Annotated in this window: 14 protein-coding genes; 10 read left to right on the forward strand and 4 right to left on the reverse strand. The window is 60.4% G+C overall.

Going from position 1 to position 20,180, the window contains the following annotated elements:
- Positions 1 to 20: 20 nt before the first annotated feature.
- The 6 genes from FHT87_RS24120 (at position 21) to FHT87_RS24145 (ending at position 5,571) form a co-directional block, all read left to right on the forward strand.
- On the forward strand, positions 21 to 341 hold the full coding sequence (locus tag FHT87_RS24120; RefSeq protein WP_183805243.1) for a hypothetical protein: 321 nt from the start codon (positions 21 to 23) through the stop codon (positions 339 to 341).
- A 174-nt stretch (positions 342 to 515) separates the two neighbouring features.
- Positions 516 to 2,444: a 5'-nucleotidase C-terminal domain-containing protein gene (locus FHT87_RS24125; protein WP_183805245.1), complete on the forward strand. Its 1,929-nt coding sequence runs from the start codon at positions 516 to 518 to the stop codon at positions 2,442 to 2,444.
- Positions 2,445 to 2,571: 127 nt separating this feature from the next.
- On the forward strand, positions 2,572 to 3,603 hold the full coding sequence (gene hemH / locus FHT87_RS24130) for a ferrochelatase (RefSeq protein ID WP_183805247.1): 1,032 nt from the start codon (positions 2,572 to 2,574) through the stop codon (positions 3,601 to 3,603).
- Positions 3,604 to 3,744: 141 nt separating this feature from the next.
- A complete protein-coding gene (locus tag FHT87_RS24135) occupies positions 3,745 to 4,008 on the forward strand; it encodes a hypothetical protein (RefSeq protein WP_183805248.1) in 264 nt (87 codons plus the stop codon).
- 84 nt (positions 4,009 to 4,092) lie between these two features.
- Positions 4,093 to 5,112: an SPFH domain-containing protein gene (locus FHT87_RS24140; RefSeq protein ID WP_183805250.1), complete on the forward strand. Its 1,020-nt coding sequence runs from the start codon at positions 4,093 to 4,095 to the stop codon at positions 5,110 to 5,112.
- Between the two features lie 3 nt (positions 5,113 to 5,115).
- Positions 5,116 to 5,571, forward strand: a complete 456-nt coding sequence (locus FHT87_RS24145) for an NfeD family protein (RefSeq protein WP_183805252.1) — start codon at positions 5,116 to 5,118, stop codon at positions 5,569 to 5,571.
- Here FHT87_RS24145 and FHT87_RS24150 read toward each other — a convergent pair whose 3' ends face one another.
- Positions 5,572 to 6,567, reverse strand: coding sequence for a KpsF/GutQ family sugar-phosphate isomerase (locus FHT87_RS24150; RefSeq protein WP_183735265.1), 996 nt, complete (start codon positions 6,565 to 6,567; stop codon positions 5,572 to 5,574).
- Between the two features lie 144 nt (positions 6,568 to 6,711).
- Here FHT87_RS24150 and FHT87_RS24155 point away from each other — a divergent pair, with 144 nt between their 5' ends.
- Positions 6,712 to 8,247, forward strand: a complete 1,536-nt coding sequence (locus FHT87_RS24155) for an outer membrane beta-barrel protein (protein ID WP_183805254.1) — start codon at positions 6,712 to 6,714, stop codon at positions 8,245 to 8,247.
- Positions 8,248 to 8,253: 6 nt separating this feature from the next.
- Here FHT87_RS24155 and galU read toward each other — a convergent pair whose 3' ends face one another.
- On the reverse strand, positions 8,254 to 9,141 hold the full coding sequence (gene galU / locus FHT87_RS24160; protein WP_183735267.1) for a UTP--glucose-1-phosphate uridylyltransferase GalU: 888 nt from the start codon (positions 9,139 to 9,141) through the stop codon (positions 8,254 to 8,256).
- Positions 9,142 to 9,345: 204 nt separating this feature from the next.
- On the opposite strand from galU, the gene FHT87_RS24165 reads away from it, so the two are divergent.
- Complete coding sequence (locus FHT87_RS24165; protein ID WP_183805256.1) at positions 9,346 to 10,569, forward strand: lytic murein transglycosylase; 1,224 nt, start codon at positions 9,346 to 9,348, stop codon at positions 10,567 to 10,569.
- 192 nt (positions 10,570 to 10,761) lie between these two features.
- Positions 10,762 to 11,973: a DUF459 domain-containing protein gene (locus FHT87_RS24170; protein ID WP_183805259.1), complete on the forward strand. Its 1,212-nt coding sequence runs from the start codon at positions 10,762 to 10,764 to the stop codon at positions 11,971 to 11,973.
- A gap of 127 nt (positions 11,974 to 12,100) precedes the next feature.
- Here FHT87_RS24170 and FHT87_RS24175 read toward each other — a convergent pair whose 3' ends face one another.
- The gene (locus FHT87_RS24175; RefSeq protein WP_183805417.1) at positions 12,101 to 13,555 is read right to left on the reverse strand and encodes a glutamate synthase subunit beta; all 1,455 of its coding nucleotides are present in this window, start codon (positions 13,553 to 13,555) and stop codon (positions 12,101 to 12,103) included.
- 224 nt (positions 13,556 to 13,779) lie between these two features.
- Entirely contained in the window at positions 13,780 to 18,504 is a 4,725-nt protein-coding gene (gene gltB / locus FHT87_RS24180) for a glutamate synthase large subunit (protein ID WP_183805261.1), read from the reverse strand.
- A 544-nt stretch (positions 18,505 to 19,048) separates the two neighbouring features.
- Between gltB and FHT87_RS24185 the strand changes: the two genes are divergently transcribed.
- Entirely contained in the window at positions 19,049 to 20,101 is a 1,053-nt protein-coding gene (locus tag FHT87_RS24185) for a low specificity L-threonine aldolase (protein WP_183805263.1), read from the forward strand.
- The last annotated feature ends 79 nt before the right edge of the window (positions 20,102 to 20,180 follow it).

Below are 20,180 nucleotides of genomic sequence, written 5' to 3' on the forward strand. Positions count from 1 at the left end.
ATGGGCGTGGGCTAAGCACTATGCGGGCTTTCGCCGGTTACCTTGCCCTGTTGCTCGCAACGCCGCTTGCGGCACTTGCCGTCGTCTTACCGGTCAACGTCTATCGTGCACAGGGCATCGCCGCTCCCGATTGCGACGGGCCGCTGCAGGTGCTGATCTTCGCCTTGCCGGCAGTCCTGATCTATGGCGCAGGCGCATTCCTTGCCTATCGGGCCGGTCGGCGCTCTCACCGCGTCGTCTCCCTTCTTTGCTTGATCATCGCGCTCGCCACACTTCCCAACATCGCAGAGGCCGCGCACGAACTCTACCGAAACGTCGCCGACCACGAATGCGTGGGATAGCCAGTCGGCTTTTTTGCCCACCTCCCCTTGGAAAGCGCCTCCCTTGGCCCAGCTTTCCCTTGCGGCCGTGCATCGTCTGATGGAACATCCGCACGCCGGGAAACTGCCCCGACGAACTATGGAAGGGATCGGCGAAGATCAGGGGGATCTTCGCCCTCAATCAGGAGAACAGGGATGACGAAGTCTTTCAGCTTCGGTCTTTTGACAGCGTCTATTCTGGCGCTGAGCACAAGCGCCGCATTTGCAGATTACGAACTCAATATTCTTCATATCAACGATTTCCACTCGCGCATCGAATCGATCAACAAGTTCGATTCCACGTGCTCTGCCGAGGAAGAAGGCAAGAACGAGTGCTTCGGCGGAGCCGCACGGCTGAAGGTCGCCATCGACCAGCGCCGCCAAGCCTTGACAGGTAAAAACACGCTGCTGCTCAACGCCGGCGACAACTTCCAGGGTTCGCTCTTCTACACGACCTACAAGGGCGCAGCTGAAGCCGAAATGCTGAACCTCATGAAGTTCGACGCCATGACGGTCGGCAATCATGAATTCGACGACAGCGAGGATGGGCTCGCAACCTTCCTCGACAAGGTGCAATTCCCGGTCGTCACCGCCAACGTCAAGGCAAGTGCCGCCTCCAAGATCGGCGACCGCGTCAAGCCTTCCCTCGTGCTTGATGTCGGCGGTCAGAAGATCGGCATCGTCGGCGCCGTCACCAACGATACGCCGGAGCTTTCCTCGCCCGGCCCGAACGTGACGATTGCCGATGACATCAAGAGCATCACGGCAGAGGTCGAGAAACTGAAGGGCGAAGGCGTCAATAAGATCATTGCGCTCACCCATGTCGGCTACCCGCGCGACCTTGCCCTGATTGCCAAGATCCCCGATGTCGACGTGGTCGTTGGCGGCCATTCGCACAGCCTGCTCTCGAACACCGACCCGAAGGCCGAAGGCCCCTACCCGACAATGGTCGACAACCCCGGCGGCTACAAGGTGCCGGTAGTGCAGGCAGCCTCCTACAGCAAGTATCTCGGCGATCTCGTCGTGAACTTCGATGACAACGGCGTCGTCAAGGATGCCAAGGGCGATCCCATCCTGATCGATTCCTCCTTCACACCCGATCCGGCCGTCGCGGCACGCATTGTCGAACTGGCAAAGCCGATTGAAGAACTGCGCAAGAAGGTGATCGGCTCCTCCGAAGGCCCGATCGAAGGCGACCGCAAGGTCTGCCGCGCCAAGGAATGCTCGATGGGCAATCTGGTGGCCGACGCCATGCTCGACCGCACCAGGAACCAGGGCGTGACCATCGCCATCCAGAACGGCGGCGGCCTGCGCGCTTCCATCGATGGCGGCGACGTCACGCAAGGCGAAGTCATCACCGTGCTGCCCTTCCAGAATACGCTTGCAACCTTCGAGTTGACGGGCGCCGACATCGTCAAGGCGCTTGAGAACGGCGTTAGCCAGGTTGATCAGGGCGCCGGTCGTTTCCCACAGGTCGCCGGCCTGAAATTCTCCTTCGACCAGTCGAAGCCGGTCGGCAGCCGCGTCAGCGACGTCCAGGTCAAGGACGGCGACAGCTTCGTGCCGATCGACAATGCAAAGACCTACAGCGTTGCCACCAACAATTTCATGCGCGCCGGCGGCGACGGTTATGTCGCCTTCAAGGATGGCCAGAATGCCTATGACTACGGTCCGGACCTAGCCGATGTGACCGCCGAATATATCGCTGCGCATTCGCCGTATAAGCCCTATACGGACGGCCGCGTCACCGAAATCGCGCAGGCGGCACCCGCTCCCTCCACCGAGCCGGCTCCTGCACCGGCTCCTTCTAGCGAACCGGCCCCCGCCCCTACAGCGCCAGCCCCTTCGGCTGAACCGGCTCCGACACCGGCGCCCGCCGCCCCTGCTCCGGCGACACCGGCGCCGGCAACCTCCGCACCATCAACACCTTCGACCCACGTCATCGTTGCCGGCGATACTCTCTGGGATCTCGCCAAAACCTTCTATGGCGACGGCGCCGAATGGCGCAGATTGTCCGAAGCCAACGGCAGCCCGAACCCGCGTCATCTGCGGATCGGCGAGGAAATCCAGGTTCCGGCCAAGTAAGACGATTTGTCCCGATCATGAGAGCCGGTCCGGGGTTCCCCGGGCCGGCTTTTCTTCTTATAGGGTGAACCGTGATCGGCCGGCTGCGTATGAGCCGGCGAGACACGAAAAGCGCGTTGGGGCAAGAATGACAGATACTTCACTCCGCCCGGCGGACCATCCCGCCGTCAAATTCGGCAAGGTCGGCGTCCTGCTGGTCAATCTTGGCACGCCTGACGGCACCGATTATACGTCCATGCGCCGCTACCTGCGCGAATTCCTGACCGACAAACGCGTCATCGAATGGTCGCCCTGGAAGTGGTACCCGATCCTGTTCGGCATCGTCCTCAACACGCGCCCGCAAAAGGTCGGCAAGGCCTATGAGACGATCTGGAACAAGGATCTGAACGAAAGCTGGCTGCGCACCTATACCCGCAACCAGTCCGACTTCATGGCTGAACGCCTGAAGGACCTGCCCAACGTCAAGGTCGATTGGGCGATGCGCTACGGAACCCCATCGATCCCCTCGCGCATCGAAGCGCTGAAGGACGAAGGTTGCGACCGCATCCTGCTCTTTCCGCTCTATCCGCAATATGCGGCCGCCACCACGGCAACCGTCAACGACAAGGCCTTCCAGAAGCTGCTCGCCATGCGCTGGCAGCCGGCGCTGCGCACGGTGCCGGATTATCACGACGACGAGACCTATATCGAAGCGCTCGCAAAATCCGTCGAGCAGCATCTCGCTACTCTCGACTGGAAGCCGGAGATGCTGCTTGCCTCCTTCCACGGCATTCCACTCTCCTATTCCCAGCAGGGCGATCCCTATTACTGTCAGTGCCAGAAAACCGGCCGCCTGTTGCGTGAGCGTCTAGGGCTCACGAAAGAGAACTTCATGGTCACCTTCCAATCCCGCTTCGGACCGGAAGAATGGCTGCAGCCCTATACCGACAAGACCGTCGAGAAGCTGGCGCAGGACGGCGTCAAGCGCATCGCCGTCATGAACCCCGGCTTCGTTTCCGACTGTCTGGAGACGCTGGAGGAGATCGCGGAACAGGCCGCCCATTCTTTCAAGCACAATGGCGGCGAGCACTTCACGCATATTCCCTGCCTGAATGACAGCGAGGACGGCATGCAGGTGCTGGAGAAGGTCGTGCGTCGCGAGCTGTTGGGCTGGGCATGATCAGCCTGGCGGCAGATTTTCTGGCGCACTGCAATAGATAAAGACGTCCTTCGCCCCAGATCTACGGAAGGGCCGAAGCCAGCGACCGCAACTGCGGTGCGCAGGTTCCCGGTCTGAGGCTTATTCATCTGGACGTATTTCATGACTGCAGGTTTCAGAAAATTGATTGTCTTTGCCTGTGTGCTTGTCATTGCGGGTGGCGGTTATCTCGCTTGGGAGCAATATCAACGGATGCATCGCGGCGGGCCACCCAAGGGCATCGTCGGTCAGGTGGCCTGCCAGCTCCGCCTGCGCGACGTCAAGGCCAGCAATCTGAGCCCGGACGATCAGCCATTCCTCACAAATTGCCTGATGGGCGGCTACATCACAAAGAGCGACCTGGACGACGTCGGCCTATCACCCTGATTTGACAGGCGAGACCCGTCATTCCGTCCTTGCAAAGAACGTGCTAATTCACCACGTCAGATAGGTGGGGTGAGGGAGGAATACATGCTGCTGAGCGGCTTCGATATTCTCGTGATCGTATTGGTGATTTTCGTCATCCTGGTGCTCTTTGCGGGTATCAAGACGGTTCCGCAGGGTTATCGCTACACGATCGAGCGCTTCGGCCGCTATACGCGTACGCTGGAACCCGGCCTGAACCTGATCACCCCTTTCATCGAGCGAGTCGGCGCCCGGATGAACGTGATGGAGCAGGTGCTGAACGTGCCGACCCAGGAGGTGATTACCAAGGACAATGCCTCGGTCTCTGCCGATGCCGTGTCCTTCTACCAGGTGCTGAATGCCGCTCAGGCCGCCTATCAGGTTTCCAACCTGGAAAATGCGATCCTGAACCTCACCATGACCAATATTCGCTCTGTCATGGGCTCCATGGATCTCGATGAGCTGCTCTCCAATCGCGACGCGATCAACGACCGGCTGTTGCGCGTCGTGGACGAGGCCGTGCAGCCCTGGGGCATCAAGGTCACTCGCGTCGAGATCAAGGATATCCAGCCGCCGCGCGATCTCGTCGATGCGATGGCCCGCCAGATGAAGGCCGAGCGCGAGAAACGTGCCCAGGTGCTGGAAGCTGAAGGTTCGCGCAATGCGCAGATCCTGAGAGCCGAAGGCGCCAAGCAGTCCGCCATCCTTCAGGCCGAAGGCCAGCGCGAAGCGGCCTTCCGCAATGCCGAAGCCCGCGAGCGTCTGGCCGAAGCAGAAGCCAAGGCGACGAAGATGGTCTCGGAAGCGATCGCCGCCGGCAACATCCAGGCAATCAACTATTTCGTGGCGCAGAAATACACCGAAGCACTGACCTCGATCGGCCAGGCGAACAATGCCAAGGTCGTGCTGATGCCGATGGAGGCCTCTTCCATTCTCGGCTCGCTCGGTGGCATCGGCGCGATTGCCCGCGAGGTCTTTGGCGACGGCAGCAATCCGCCCTCGCCTCCGCGCTCCGGTCCCGCGCGCTCGACACCACCCGTCAGCCCGGTTCCACCCAATCCCTTCAATCCCAATCCGGAGAGCTGAGCCATGCTGGCGAAGATCGTCGGCGAACTTGGGCCGTGGAGCTGGTGGGTAGCAGGCCTCGTGCTGCTTGCCGCCGAGATGATCGTGCCGGGCTTCTTCCTGGTCTGGATCGGCCTTGCGGCACTTGCCGTCGGCGTCTTGTCGCTGCTTTTCTGGGATGCTGCCTTCTGGATCTGGGAAATTCAGGCGATTCTTTTCGCCGTGTCTGCAGTTGTCTCCACGCTCATCGGCCGGCGGCTGACGCTGCGGAACGACACGACGGACGAGCCGTTCCTCAATCAGCGCGGCGCGAGCCTCGTTGGCCGCACTGCGACGCTACGCGAACCGATCCGCGAGGGCCGCGGCCGCATTCGTCTCGACGATACGATGTGGCAGGTCATGGGGCCGGATCTCCCAGCCGGGACGCAGGTCAAAGTGGTTTCAAGCAACGGCCGCGACCTGACGGTCGAGCCGACCTGATCAGGCGACACCGATCCGCAAGAGATCATGGAAGTGAACCAGGCCGATCGGACGCTGGTCGTCATCAGTGACGATAAGCGCGCCGATCTTGTATTGCTCGAGCAGCGCCAGGGCTGCCGTCGCCAGGATCGTCGGCCTGACCGTCTTCGGCGCGCGCGTCATGATGTCGTCGACCGTCAGCTCCGCAAGATTGCGGCTGAGGTTGCGGGACATGTCACCATCCGTGACGATGCCGCAAAGCCGGCCTTCGGCATCCAGCACGCCGACGCAGCCGAAATGCTTATGCGACAACACTTTGATCGCCTCCGGCACGGACGTGCCCTTCGGGACCAGCGGCAGGCGGTCACCCGTATGCATGATGTCGGTAACATGCATCAGGCTCGCACCCAGCTTGCCACCGGGATGGAAGACATGGAAATCCGTCGCCGTGAAGCCACGCGCGTCAAGAAGCGCAATCGCCAGCGCGTCGCCGAGCGCAAGCTGCATCATCGTCGATGTGGTTGGCGCCAGCCCATTCGGACAGGCCTCTTCCTCGTTGGGGATCAGCAGCACGATATCGGCGGCCGTTGCCAGTGAGGACTGCGGGCTGCAAGTCATTGCAATCAGCGGAATGGAAAAACGCCGCGTGTAGGAAATGATGCTCTTCAGTTCCGCGCTTTCACCGCCTTTGGAGATCGCCAGCACCAGATCATCGCCGGCGATCATGCCGAGATCGCCGTGATTGGCTTCCGCCGCATGCACGAAAAAGGCAGGTGTGCCTGTGGAAGCGAAAGTGGCAGCGATCTTCGTGCCGATATGGCCGCTTTTGCCGACGCCGGTCACGATCACGCGGCCGGAATTCTCGCCGATCATCTCGACCGCACGGGCAAAGGGTCCAGCCAGCCCATCATCGAAAGCGCGTTCGAGCGCCTCGAGGGCGCGTCTTTCGATGCTGATCGTGCGCTTGCCCGACTCCAGCACGCTGTTTTCGACGAGTTTCACCGCTCTCCTGATCATGGCAATGCGTTAGACCTTTTCACTTTGCCTGTCCACCCGACAATGTTTCCCATGTATGAACGCGCGGCCCGCACGGCAACGAATGGTTAACCACAAGGCTTTACGCTTGGGTAAGACTTAAAAGCATTTCAGGCGCGGATTTGAATGGGCCAGGGAAAACAGACGAGCAGTGTGACGCCGCTCCGCGCCATGAGCCGTGCCGTCTCCGTTGCGGCTATCGGCCTGCTGATTGCACCTGTCGCTGATGCGCAACAGACGACATCGCAGCAGCAATCGGCAAGCACTACGAATTCGCGCACCGGGGCTACCTCCGCCACACAGCGCGCCGGCGCGAACAATGCGCCGGACTTCGGTGACGCAGGCGACACCACGGCCGCTCCCGCCAATGCCGCCGCCCAAGGCGCAGATTCGGTCGCAGCACCTGCCTTGGCGACGCAGACCGATGACGAGATTACCGGCGCAATCCTCGACGAGGATATGCGCAGGCTGAACACTCGCGAGCCGCGCTTTGACGAAACGTCAACGCGAAAAGTGCCGGCAAGCGCCTCGACCGAAGAAACGCCGGGCATCCCCCTCGGCAGCTTCGTGCTGCGCCCAAGCGTCACCCAGACGATCAACAGCGAGATCACGAAGGACGGCGGCACAAAAAAGAGCCGCGGCTTCCTCGAAACCGATGTGGGCGCGACGCTGACCTCCGACTGGAGCCGGCATCAGTTGACCGTCATCTCCGCGGGCGCCTGGCAGAAAAACATCAGCGGCGAGGGTGAAGAGCAGCCTTCCTTCAAGATCGATGGCGATCTGCGGCTGGACCTGTCGCGCGACACGGTCGGCCACATCACCGGCGGCTATAATTTCTATCGCGAGGATACGGATGATCCGGACGCGATCCCCAACGCCGATCAGCAGTCCGATGTGCAGGTATTTACCGGCGGTGCTTCCATCGAGCACGATTTCGGGATCTTGCGCGGAACGGCCGCCGTTGCACTCTTCCGCTCGATCTATTCGGACGCCACGCTCTCGAACGGCACGACGGTTTCGCTGAGCGACCGCAATCAGACGACAGGCACGGTGCGCGGCCGTATCGGCTATGAACTGTCGCCGGCACTCATTCCGTTCATCGAAGCGTCAGTTGGCAAAACCAATTATGACGAACGCACCGATTCCTCGGGTTACCAGCGTTCGGGAGATAGCTACGGCGCCAAGGGCGGCGTGCAGGTCGATATGGGCGAAAAGCTCAAGGGCGAGGTTGCGGTCGGTTATGCAACGGCGAACTTCGATGACAACAGGCTGAAACCGATCGATACGGCAATACTCGATGCCAGCCTGCTCTGGTCGCCGATCCGCGGAACGAATGTCAATCTCAATCTCCAGACCAGCATCCAGCCTTCCACCTCGGCAGGCGACAGCGGCTATGTCTCGCATCAGCTGACGACAACAGTTGATCATCAGCTGCGCGACTATCTGGTGGCGACGGTCATCGGCGGCGTGACGCTGCGCGATTATCCGAGCGGCAGCACCATAAGTGACGAGACGGTTTACACTGCCTCGTCTGGTCTTGTCTGGAATATTAACCGTTACCTCGACTTCACCAGCACGCTTGGCTACGAGCTGACGACACGCAAGGAAGGCGACGACTCGCAGCAATGGCGAGCCGGCGTCGGTCTCAAATTGAAGCGCTGAACAAGCTTAGTTCAGACGGGCGAGCAGGTTCCTGAAGCCGTCTTCGACGCTCGGGCGAATGTCCGCACGCTCGAGAGCAAAGGCAACGTTGGCGAGGATGAAACCATCCTTGGCACCGCAGTCGTAAGTCTCGCCCTTGAAGTGATAGCCTGCGAAATCCTGTTCCTTGAGCAGCTTCAGCATGCCGTCGGTGAGCTGGATCTCGTTGCCGGCGCCGCGTTCCTGGCTTTCCAGGATCTTGAAGACTTCCGGCTGCAGGATGTAGCGACCGTTGATGAAGAAGTTGGAAGGAGCGGTGCCCTTGGCCGGCTTTTCCACCATGCCTGTGATGCGGAAGCCTTCGCCGATCGCATCACCAACGCCGACGATGCCGTATTTGTGAGCCTGATCGGGAGCACATTCCTCGACAGCGATAATGTTGCCGCCGCTGTGCTCGTAGAGCTCAATCATGCCCTTCATGCAGCCCTTTTTATCCTTCATGATCATGTCGGGCAGAAGCAGCGCGAAAGGCTCGTCGCCGACGATCTCGCGGGCGCACCAGACGGCGTGGCCGAGGCCGAGCGGCTCCTGCTGACGGGTAAAGCTCACCGTGCCTGCCTTGGGAAGCTGCTGCTGCAGGAGGGTGATTTCCGCCTTCTTGGCGCGCTCCTTGAGCGTCTGCTCAAGTTCGAAATGAATATCGAAGTAGTCTTCGATGACGTGCTTGTTACGGCCAGTAACAAATACCAGATGTTCAATGCCTGCTTCAAGTGCTTCGTCGACGACATACTGAATAATTGGCTTGTCGACAACAGTCAGCATTTCCTTCGGAACCGCTTTGGTAGCCGGAAGGAACCGCGTTCCCAGTCCCGCGACTGGAAATACTGCCTTACGAACTTTCTTATGCTGAGCCACACCGATCTCCTGTTTTGACTATACCGCTTTTACCTAAACGCTATATCGATTTGAACTAGTATAGAATTGCTACCGTTTTGCAAATGGTGACTGCCCCGGCCGCCCATGGTAAAGAATTTGTTGACTCCGTTCCTGTAATTTCGGCGTAGAGCGGACATGACGTACCGCCTTGGCTAAAACTGAAGATGACGGATACGACTGCCGATGACCCAGAAATACACAAACTCCCTTCGTGGTCTTGCTCTCGCCATCGTTGTCGCCACCGCGGCTGGACTGGCCCCCAATAACGCAAAAGCCGATGCCCGGTTCCAGAAGTGGATCGCGGACTTCTACCAAACTGCTGCTCAGAGTGGCATCAGTAAGGCAACGTACCAAAAAGCCTTTTCTGGGGTAAGCGAACCCGATCCCACAGTCCTCGAAAAGGCCACCTATCAGCCTGAATTTACATCGAAGATTTGGGACTATGTCGATTCCCGCGTCAACCCCTACACTGTGGAAATCGGCCGCAAGATGGCTGCCAAACATGCCAGGACGTTCGATGCCATCCAGCGCCAGTTCGGCGTCGACAAGTCGATTCTGCTGGCGATCTGGTCGATGGAATCAAATTACGGCGCCGTTCTCGCAAAAGATGAGCGTCTTCACTATGTGCCGCGAGCACTGGCCACCCTTGCCTATGCCGATCCCAAGCGCGGCAAATACGCCAAGAAGCAGTTGATCGCAGCCCTGAAGATCCTGCAGAACGGTGACGTCCCCGCCAGGGAGATGACTGGCTCCTGGGCCGGCGCCATGGGCCACACCCAATTCATCCCGACGAGCTATCTTCTTTACGCGGTCGACGCGGATGGCAATGGCCATCGCGACATCTGGAATTCCGTGCCCGATGCGCTGGCTACCTCGGCGAATCTTCTGATGAAGAATGGCTGGGATGCAGGCAGAACCTGGGGTTATGAGGTCGCAGTACCTGCTTCTGCGGCAAAGCAGGTCGGCAAGACGCACACGCTTGCCCAGTGGGCAGCGCTCGGTCTCAAACGCCCGAGCGGTAAGCCCTTCAAGGATGGGCAGAGCCGCGCCGTCTTGAAGATGCCGGCCGGTTCCGATGGTCCAGGTTTCCTGATGACGGCCAACTTCTTCACGATCAAGAACTACAATGCCTCCGACAGCTATGCACTCGCCGTCGGCCTGCTCGCAGACCAGATCGCCGGCTACGGCGGCATGCAGCAGCGCTGGCCGCGCCCGGAAGGCGCTCTCGACATCACCGAAAAGTTCGAACTGCAGACGCGTTTGAAGACGCTCGGCTATTATAGCGGCGATGTCGACGGCAATTTCGGCTCCGGCTCCAAGGCTGCGATCGCCGCCGTACAGGAGCGTATCGGCATGCAGCCGGATGGTGAGCCATCACTTTCGCTTCTCCACGCGCTGCGCCGCTAGAGCGCCGTGCGTCCAATCGGACGCACAAAAGACGCTCTATCCCTTTGAATCTACGCATCAGGCCTTCCGAAAATCGATTCCGATTTTCGGGCCGATGCTGTAGAAGCGGGAAAAGCGTGACCTAAATAATGATGTGGAGTGGACGGAAAGCCGCCGCCTATGCAAGATGCCCGGCAGATGCGGAACTGCCCGATGACGAAAAAAACTAACCGGACCAGATGGATTCGCGTGCTTGTATTTGCCGCAGCCGCGCTTTCCCTTTGCCTCGGCTCGATGGTGCCGGTGCACTATGCCGAAGCGCAGGAGCTTCGCTACCAGCGCCGGTCCATCCTCGATTTCTTTCTCGGGCGCCGCTACATCGATGAGAATCCGCAGCCCGAAATGCGGGACCAGCCGAGACGGCAGCAGCAGCGCCGGCGCCCGCCAGCAGCACAGAAGGCCGTAGCCCCGACCCGAACGGCGCCCGTAACGCCGGCTGAGCCGGTTGTTCAAAAGCTGGACAGCGCCCAGAAAATCCTTGTTGTCGGCGACTTCCTCGCCGGTGGCCTCGGTGACGGCCTCACTGCGGCCTTCGAAACCTCTCCAGGTGTCGTGGTCGAAGCCCGCAGCAATGTGTCATCGGGTCTCGTACGCGACGACTATTACAACTGGCCCGGCGAATTGCCGAAGATGATCGACGAACTGAAGCCGGCGATGGTCGTCGTCATGATCGGCGCCAATGATCGCCAGCAGATGGTGACGGATGCCGGCAAGGAAAAATTCCGTACCGATGGCTGGTTCACCGAATACCAGCGCCGCGTGCTGGCCTTCGGCAAGGAAATAACGAGCCGCAAGATCCCGTTGCTCTGGGTCGGACTTCCCGCCTTCGAATCCGATTCGATGACATCCGACGCCGTGCAGATGAACCAACTCTATCGCAACCAGATGGAAAGCGTCGGCGGCGAATTCGTCGATATCTGGGACGGCTTCGTGGATGAGAACGGTAAATTCATCGTCACCGGCTCCGACGTCAACGGCCAGCAAGTGCGCCTGCGCACCACTGACGGCATCAACCTGACACAGGCGGGCCGCCGCAAGCTCGCCTTCTATGTCGAAAAACCGGCGCGCCGCATTCTCGGCACCCAGGCGAGTCCCGACCTCGTGCGCCTCGATCCCGGCAACCTCCCGGCGCTGACGCTGCCGACCGATCCGGTGGAACATACGCAGCCGATCAGCCTGTCCGACCCGAACCTTGATGGTGGAGCCGAATTGCTCGGCGCCAGTAGGGCTATGCCTGTGACGCTGACGAAATCACCGCGCGATCTCCTGGTCGAGCAAGGAGAAATGGCACCGGCGCCTGCAGGCCGCATCGACGACTATCGCATGCCGACGCTGGGGACGACGGCGGAAATTTCCATAAAATGAGAAAAGACCGCCCGAGCGGCCCTTTGCATGAGGCTTGCCTGAAGTGCCGGCGAGTCAAATGGCCGCACCACGAAAAACTCCGCCGGGATGCGGCGGAGTTTATCACCTGATCAATTCTTCCGGCAAATCAGCGCGGCAGAACCGTCGAGCCCATCAGCGCTTCGTCGATGGCGCGTGCTGCCTGGCGGCCTTCACGGATCGCCCAGACAACCAGAGACTGGCCACGGCGCACGTCGCCCGCCGTCCAGAGCTTGTCGACCGAAGTCTTGTAGTCGCGGTCGTTGGCGACAACATTGGTCGAGCCACGCTTGTCGGTGTTGAGCGTCAGCTTGCCATCGAGCTCCTTCAGCACGCTGTCTTTGAACGGGCCGCTGAAGCCGATGGCGATGAAGGCGAGATCCGCCTTGATGACAAAATCCGTTCCCGGAACCGGGCGGCGGCGCTCGTCGACCTCGCAGCACTTCACGCCGGTCAGCACACCGTCTTCACCGACGAATTCGAGCGTCGCGACCTGGAATTCGCGGATCGCGCCTTCGGCCTGCGAAGAGGAAGTACGCATCTTCGTTGCCCAGAAGGGCCAGACGGCGAGTTTGTCTTCCTTCTCCGGCGGTTGCGGGCGAATGTCGAGCTGGGTCACCTTGACCGCCCCCTGACGGAAGGCCGTGCCGACGCAATCCGAAGCCGTATCACCACCGCCGACGACGACCACATGCTTGCCGCCGGCCAGGATCGGATCGGACGGCCAGCCGGTGCTGTCGATGTTTTCACGGCCGACGCGCTTGTTCTGCTGCACCAGATAGGGCATCGCGTCATGAACGCCGGCGAGATCGGTGCCTGGAATGCCGGCTTCACGCGGTGTCTCGGAACCGCCGCTGTAAAGCACGGCATCATGATCAGCCAGAAGCTGTTCGACCTTGACGTCGACGCCGACATTGACGCCGCAATGGAAGGTCACGCCCTCGCCCTTCATCTGCTCGACACGGCGATCGATGAAGTTCTTCTCCATCTTGAAGTCCGGAATGCCGTAGCGCAGCAGGCCACCCGGCTTTGTCTCGCGCTCATAGACATGCACATCATGGCCGGCGCGGCCGAGCTGCTGGGCTGCCGCCATACCGGCGGGACCGGAGCCGATGATCGCCACCTTCTTGCCGGTATGGATCGTCGCCGGCTGCGGACGGATGAAGCCGAGTTCGTAGGCCTTGTCGGCGATTGCCTGTTCGACCGTCTTGATTGCGACCGGGGTATCCTCAAGGTTCAGCGTGCAGGCTTCCTCGCACGGAGCCGGGCAGACGCGGCCGGTAAATTCCGGGAAGTTGTTGGTCGAATGCAGGTTCTGGATCGCCGCTTCCCAGTTGTTATTGTACACAAGGTCGTTCCAATCAGGAATCTGGTTATGAACAGGGCAGCCGGTCGGGCCGTGGCAATAGGGGATGCCACAGTCCATGCAGCGGGCTGCCTGTTTCTGCACTTCCGGGTCCGACATCGGGATCGTGAATTCACGGAAATGCCGGATGCGGTCCGACGCCGGCTGATACTTCGCTACCTGCCGATCGATTTCCAGAAACCCTGTTACCTTACCCATATTTTCGTCCCTTACCCTCATGACCGCCTCGCCTGCGGCCAGTTGTCTGTTCAGCCTCGATCGCGGAGGCAGGTTGTTTGCTTTGACCGTCATCAGAACATATCCCTGATTTCCATCCACGCGGTCGCGCCAGCTTCAAGCTCGCGGCTGATCGTCGTTGAGTCATTGAGATATTTCAGTCATCCGCCACGCGCTGTTGAGGCGTGGCGGATTGTTCGGTGCAATTACTCGGCAGCGATACCCATCCGGCTGCGCTCCATTTCCTCAAGCGCGCGGCGATATTCGACCGGCATGACCTTGCGGAATTTCGGGCGGTAGTCACCCCAGTGCTCAAGGATTTCCTTGGCACGGGTAGAGCCCGTGTAGTGCAGGTGGTTGGAGATCAGCTGGTAGAGCCGTTCCTCATCGTGGCGCGTCATGTCACCGGAGACGTCGACACGCCCCTTGTGCATGAGGTCGCCGCCGTGGTGGTGCAGCTTCTCCAGCATGTCGTCCTCTTCCGGAACCGGCTCGAGCTCGACCATGGCCATGTTGCAGCGGCTGGCGAAATCGCCGGCCTCGTCGAGAACATAGGCCACGCCGCCGGACATGCCGGCTGCGAAGTTGCGGCCCGTTCCGCCGAGCACGACAACCACGCCGCCCGTCATATATTCGCAGCCGTGGTCGCCCACGCCCTCGATGACGGCGATCGCGCCGGAGTTACGAACGGCAAAGCGCTCGCCCGCGACACCGCGGAAGTAGCACTCACCTTCGGTCGCGCCGTAGAGCACCGTATTGCCGACGATGATCGAGTTCTCAGCCACGATCCTCGAATTGTCAGGCGGACGGATGATGATCTTGCCGCCCGAAAGACCCTTGCCGACATAGTCGTTGCCGTCGCCGACGAGGTTGAAGGTGATGCCCCGCGCCAGGAACGCGCCGAAGCTCTGCCCCGCCGTGCCCTTCAGGGTGACGTTGATCGTGTCTTCCTTCAGGCCGCGATGGTTATAACGCTTGGCCACTTCGCCCGAGAGCATCGCGCCGGCCGAACGGTCCACGTTCTTGATGTCGACCTCGAAGGCAACGGGCGTCTTCGACGCCAGCGCCGGTTCGGCCGCCGCAATCATCTTGCGGTCGAGAATGTCGTCGATCGGATGCTTCTGGCGTGTCGTCCAGTAAGTCTCTTCCTTGGGTGCATCGACCTTGTGGAAGATCTTCGCGAAATCGAGTCCCCTAGCCTTCCAGTGCGCCAGCATCTCATCCTTCTCGAGCAGCTCGGAAGCGCCGATGATCTCATCGAGCCTGGTGAAGCCGAGGGAGGACAGAATTTCGCGCACTTCGTTGGCGATGAAGAAGAAATAGTTGACGACGTGCTCGGGCGTACCCTTGAAGCGCTTGCGCAGGACCGGGTCCTGCGTCGCCACGCCGACCGGACAGGTATTGAGGTGGCACTTGCGCATCATGATGCAGCCGGCAGCAATCAGCGGAGCCGTCGCAAAGCCGAATTCGTCAGCGCCGAGCAGCGCACCGATAATAACGTCGCGGCCTGTCTTCAGACCACCGTCGACCTGCAGGGCGACGCGCGAGCGCAGACCGTTCAGCACGAGCGTCTGCTGGGTTTCGGCAAGACCTATTTCCCACGGGCTGCCGGCATGCTTCAGCGAGGTGAGCGGCGAAGCGCCCGTACCGCCGTCGAAGCCGGACACCGTGATATGGTCGGCGCGCGCCTTCGCAACGCCGGCAGCAACCGTGCCGACGCCGACCTCCGAGACGAGCTTGACCGAGACATCCGAGGTCGGGTTGACGTTCTTCAGATCGTAGATCAGCTGCGCCAGATCTTCGATCGAGTAGATGTCATGGTGCGGCGGCGGCGAAATCAGGCCGACGCCCGGCGTGGAGTGACGGGTCTTGGCAACGACCGCATCGACCTTATGACCGGGCAGCTGGCCGCCTTCGCCGGGCTTGGCACCCTGCGCGACCTTGATCTGCAGCACATCGGCATTGACCAGATATTCCGTCGTCACGCCGAAACGGCCGGACGCGATCTGCTTGATGGCCGAACGCTCGGGGTTCGACGAACCATTCGGCAGCGGCATGTAGCGATCGCTCTCTTCGCCACCCTCACCGGTGTTCGACTTGCCGCCGATCCGGTTCATGGCGATCGCCAGCGTCGTATGCGCCTCGCGGCTGATCGAGCCGAAGGACATGGCGCCGGTGGAGAAGCGCTTGACGATATCGATTGCCGGCTCGACGTTATCGATCGGTACCGGCTTGCGGCCGAGTGCCTCGGCGCTCTTGATCTTGAAGAGGCCGCGGATCGTGTTCATACGAAGCGCCGAGGTGTTCACCATCTCGGCGAATTCGCGGTAGCGATCCTCGGCATTGCCACGCACCGCATGCTGCAGGGCAGCGACGGCATCCGGCGTCCAGGCATGGCTTTCGCCGCGCATGCGGTAGGCATATTCGCCGCCGATATCGAGCGTGCTTGCCAGGATCGGGTCGCGGCCGAAGGCTGCCTTGTGGCGAACAACGGTCTCGCGCGCGATCTCTTCGAGCCCAACACCTTCGATAGTCGTCGCCGTGCCGAAGAAATACTTGTCGACGAATTCCGATTGCAGGCCGATCGCATCGAAGATCTGCGCGCCGCAATAGGACTGGTAGGTCGAGATGCCCATCTTGGACATGACCTTGAGGATGCCCTTACCGACCGCCTTGATGTAGCGATAGACGACTTCACTGGCATCGACTTCCTTGGGGAATTCGCCCTTGGCATGCATGTCGAGCAGCGTGTCGAAGGCGAGATAGGGGTTGATCGCTTCGGCGCCGTAACCGGCCAGCAGGCAGAAATGATGCACTTCGCGCGGCTCGCCGGTTTCGACGACGAGACCGACCGAGGTACGCAGCCCCTTGCGGATCAGATGATGGTGCACGGCAGCGGTTGCAAGCAGCGCGGGAATGGCGATGCGGTCCGGCCCGACCTGGCGGTCGGACAGCACGATGATGTTGTAGCCACCCTTGACGGCTGCTTCCGCACGCTCGCAGAGACGATCGAGCATTTCCGGCATGCCTTCGGCACCCCGCTCCACATCATAGGTGAAGTCGAGCGTCTTGGTGTCGAAACGGTCCTCCGTATGGCCGATGGAGCGGATCTTTTCGAGATCGCCGTTGGTCAGGATCGGCTGGCGCACTTCGAGGCGCTTGGCGTTCGCCATGCCTTCATGGTCGAGAATGTTCGGACGCGGACCGATGAAGGAGACGAGGCTCATGACGAGTTCTTCGCGGATCGGGTCGATCGGCGGGTTCGTCACCTGCGCGAAGTTCTGCTTGAAGTAGGTATAGAGCAGCTTCGACTTCTCGGACATGGCCGAGATCGGCGTATCCGTGCCCATCGAGCCGATCGCCTCCTGGCCCGTCGTCGCCATCGGCGACATCAGGATCCTGGTGTCCTCGGTCGTGTACCCGAAGGCCTGCTGGCGGTCGAGCAGCGAGACGTCGCGGCGAAGCGCACGCGGTTCGACCGGCTTCAGGTCTTCGAGGATCAGCTGCGTGCGGTTCAGCCAGCTGCGATAGGGATGTGCGTTCGCAAGCTGCGCCTTCACCTCGTCGTCAGAGATGATGCGGCCCTCTTCCATGTCGATCAGCAGCATCTTGCCCGGCTGCAGGCGCCATTTCTGGATGATGTTTTCTTCCGCGACCGGCAGCGTGCCGGCTTCGGAAGCGAGGATGACACGGTCGTCATCGGTGACGAGATAGCGGGCTGGACGCAGACCGTTACGGTCGAGCGTGGCACCGATCTGCTTGCCGTCGGTGAAGGCAACGGCTGCCGGTCCATCCCACGGCTCCATGAGAGCGGCATGATATTCGTAGAATGCCTTGCGCTCCGGCGACATGGACTGATTGCCGGCCCAGGCTTCCGGAATCAGCATCATGACCGCATGCGACAGCGAATAGCCGCCGCGCAGAAGGAATTCGAGTGCGTTGTCGAAACAGGCCGTGTCCGACTGGCCCTCATAGGAGATCGGCCAGAGCTTGGAGATATCCTCGCCGAAAAGCGGAGAGGAGACCGAAGCCTGACGCGCCGCCATCCAGTTGACGTTGCCGCGCAGCGTATTGATTTCACCGTTATGGGCGACCATGCGGTAGGGGTGCGCAAGCTTCCAGGACGGGAAGGTGTTGGTCGAGAACCGCTGGTGCACGAGAGCGACAGCGCTTTCGAAGCGCGGGTCTGACAAGTCCTTATAGTAGGCACCGACCTGGTAAGCCAGGAACATGCCCTTGTAGACGACGGTCGTGCTCGACAGCGACACCGGATAGAAGTGGCTCTCTTCACCGTCGAACTCATCATAGATCCGGTTGGAGATGACCTTGCGAAGGGTGAAGAGCCGGCGCTCGAATTCGTCGTTCGTCGCAGCATCCTTGCCGGCACCAATGAAGACCTGCACATGATGCGGCTCGGTCGCGGCAATCGCCGGCGCCTTCGAGAGCGAGGAATTGTCGACCGGTACGTCGCGGAAGCCGATGAAGACTTGGCCTTCTTCGGTGATAACGTCCTTGATGACCTTCTTGAAATGTTCGATCTGCTTTTCGTCACGCGGCATGAAGATATGGCCGACGCCATATTCGCCGGCCTTCGGCAGGGTAATGTCCTGCTTGGCCATCTCCTCACGGAAGAAGCGATCGGGAATCTGCACGAGAATACCCGCACCGTCGCCCATCAGCGGATCGGCGCCGACGGCACCGCGGTGCGTCAGGTTTTCGAGGATGAAGAGACCGTCCTTGACGATCTGGTGGGACTTCTGACCCTTCATATGCGCGACGAAGCCGACACCGCAGGCGTCATGTTCGTTGCGCGGATCGTAAAGCCCCTGTTTTTTCGGCAGGCCGGAGGCGGATTTACGCGTATTGGCCGTTGCGTGCACATCTGCTGCCGCGAACTGGCCAATACCCATGGATGGCGTCATCTTCGTCATCGTCTTCCTCCTGTCGAAGCCCGCGGGACTGCGGGCGGCTTTTTGTCGCGCTCCGCACCCTGAAGATAGGTCCGGCGCGTGACAGCGCTGTTGCATTGTGAAGATCCGGTCGCAGACACCTGCTTTTCAACGAAAGCAAACCGTCGCGTTCCGCGCCTGCCATTCGCCTCCGCGCGCCGCCATGTGAAGGCTTGGCGCTCGAAAGAACTATAGCGTGAAAGCCGCTCTGTGCCAGGGCTTTTGGCGCCTCTTCGGCCGGGAAGGCCAAAATAGGACAGCAACCCTGTCCTAGTTCATCCGTTCAATGCCAGAAACAATTCCTCTTCGCAAGGGCATCCTCTTAAAAAAACATCAATTTGCGACGGAAGATTGCCAAATCGGCCAAAACAGCGACATAAAATTACACAGAGAGAAACCATTTTGTTTTTTGATTACGCAGTTCAATTTCTGTGATGCATTCCGGCTTCCGCCCTTGATCCTGTGAAGCTTTGGCGTAATGTCCCTTCCCGAACCTCCCGCCCCATCATTTTCAATGGTTTCCTCCATGATTTTTGCCTCTGACAATTGGGCTGGCGCCCATAAATCCATTGCCGAACGCCTGCTTGCCGAATCCGCCGGGTTTGCGGCCGCTTATGGCAACAGCGATCTCGACAAAAGGGTAGAAGCCCGCTTCTCCGAGATCTTCGAACGCGAGGTTTCCGTCTTCTTCGTCGCCACCGGCACAGCGGCCAACTCTCTGGCACTGGCAAGCGTCCAGCGCCCCGGCGGGATCACCTTCTGCCATTCGGAAGCCCACGTGATCGAGGATGAATGCGGCGCGCCGGAATTCTTCTCCGGCTCCGCCCGCCTCATGGCCGTCGAAGGTGAGGCCGGCAAGATCGATCCGGCCAGGCTCTCGGCAAAGATCGCGCACTTCCCCGAAGATGCCCTCCGTCATGGCCGCGCCAGCGCCGTCACCATCACACAATCGACCGAAATCGGTACCGTCTATTCGCTGCCGGAAATCGGCGAAATTTCCTCGATCGCCAAGAAACGGGGACTGCCCCTGCACATGGACGGTGCGCGCTTTGCCAATGCGCTGGTTGCATTGAATGCAACACCTGCCGAAATGACCTGGAAGCGCGGCGTCGATATGCTCTCCTTCGGCGGAACGAAGAATGGCTGCTGGTGCGCGGAAGCGATCGTCTTCTTCAATCCGGAGCAGGCGAAGGAAATGCATTTCATTCGCAAGCGCGCCGCCCAGCACTTCTCCAAGTCGCGCTTCATCGCAGCTCAGTTCGATGCCTATTTCGAAAACGGCCTCTGGCTCGATCTCGCCCGCCATTCCAACGGCATGGCAGACCGCCTGCGCGCCGGTATCGGTACCAGCAATTCCGCTCGCCTCGCCTGGCCGACAGCCTCGAACGAAGTCTTCGCCGTCATTCCGAAGTCCGCAGCGAAGACGGCAGAAGCCAGGGGCGCAAAATTCTACGCGTGGCCAATCCCGGCCGGCACATCGGATCTCGTTTCGGAAGGTGAAACGCTCATTCGGCTGGTCACCAGCTTCGCCACGACCGAGACCGATGTCGACGGCTTCCTGAAGTGCCTGGCGGCCTGATTTTCGAAAGCACCGGACGCCCGCTCACAAGGTGGTGTGTTCCGGTCTCTTTTGGAACAAAGCCGGTTTCTTCGAATGA

Source organism: Rhizobium sp. BK316 (assembly GCF_014193695.1).
GTDB lineage: Bacteria > Pseudomonadota > Alphaproteobacteria > Rhizobiales > Rhizobiaceae > Rhizobium.

Coding starts and splice junctions, on each gene's coding strand:
- FHT87_RS24120 (WP_183805243.1), top strand. CDS start 21: ATGCGGGCTTTCGCCGGTTACCTTGCCCTGTTGCTCGCAACGCCGCTT.
- FHT87_RS24125 (WP_183805245.1), top strand. CDS start 516: ATGACGAAGTCTTTCAGCTTCGGTCTTTTGACAGCGTCTATTCTGGCG.
- hemH (WP_183805247.1), top strand. CDS start 2,572: ATGACAGATACTTCACTCCGCCCGGCGGACCATCCCGCCGTCAAATTC.
- FHT87_RS24135 (WP_183805248.1), top strand. CDS start 3,745: ATGACTGCAGGTTTCAGAAAATTGATTGTCTTTGCCTGTGTGCTTGTC.
- FHT87_RS24140 (WP_183805250.1), top strand. CDS start 4,093: ATGCTGCTGAGCGGCTTCGATATTCTCGTGATCGTATTGGTGATTTTC.
- FHT87_RS24145 (WP_183805252.1), top strand. CDS start 5,116: ATGCTGGCGAAGATCGTCGGCGAACTTGGGCCGTGGAGCTGGTGGGTA.
- FHT87_RS24150 (WP_183735265.1), bottom strand. CDS start 6,567: ATGATCAGGAGAGCGGTGAAACTCGTCGAAAACAGCGTGCTGGAGTCG.
- FHT87_RS24155 (WP_183805254.1), top strand. CDS start 6,712: ATGGGCCAGGGAAAACAGACGAGCAGTGTGACGCCGCTCCGCGCCATG.
- FHT87_RS24165 (WP_183805256.1), top strand. CDS start 9,346: ATGACCCAGAAATACACAAACTCCCTTCGTGGTCTTGCTCTCGCCATC.
- FHT87_RS24170 (WP_183805259.1), top strand. CDS start 10,762: ATGACGAAAAAAACTAACCGGACCAGATGGATTCGCGTGCTTGTATTT.
- FHT87_RS24175 (WP_183805417.1), bottom strand. CDS start 13,555: ATGGGTAAGGTAACAGGGTTTCTGGAAATCGATCGGCAGGTAGCGAAG.
- gltB (WP_183805261.1), bottom strand. CDS start 18,504: ATGACGAAGATGACGCCATCCATGGGTATTGGCCAGTTCGCGGCAGCA.
- FHT87_RS24185 (WP_183805263.1), top strand. CDS start 19,049: ATGATTTTTGCCTCTGACAATTGGGCTGGCGCCCATAAATCCATTGCC.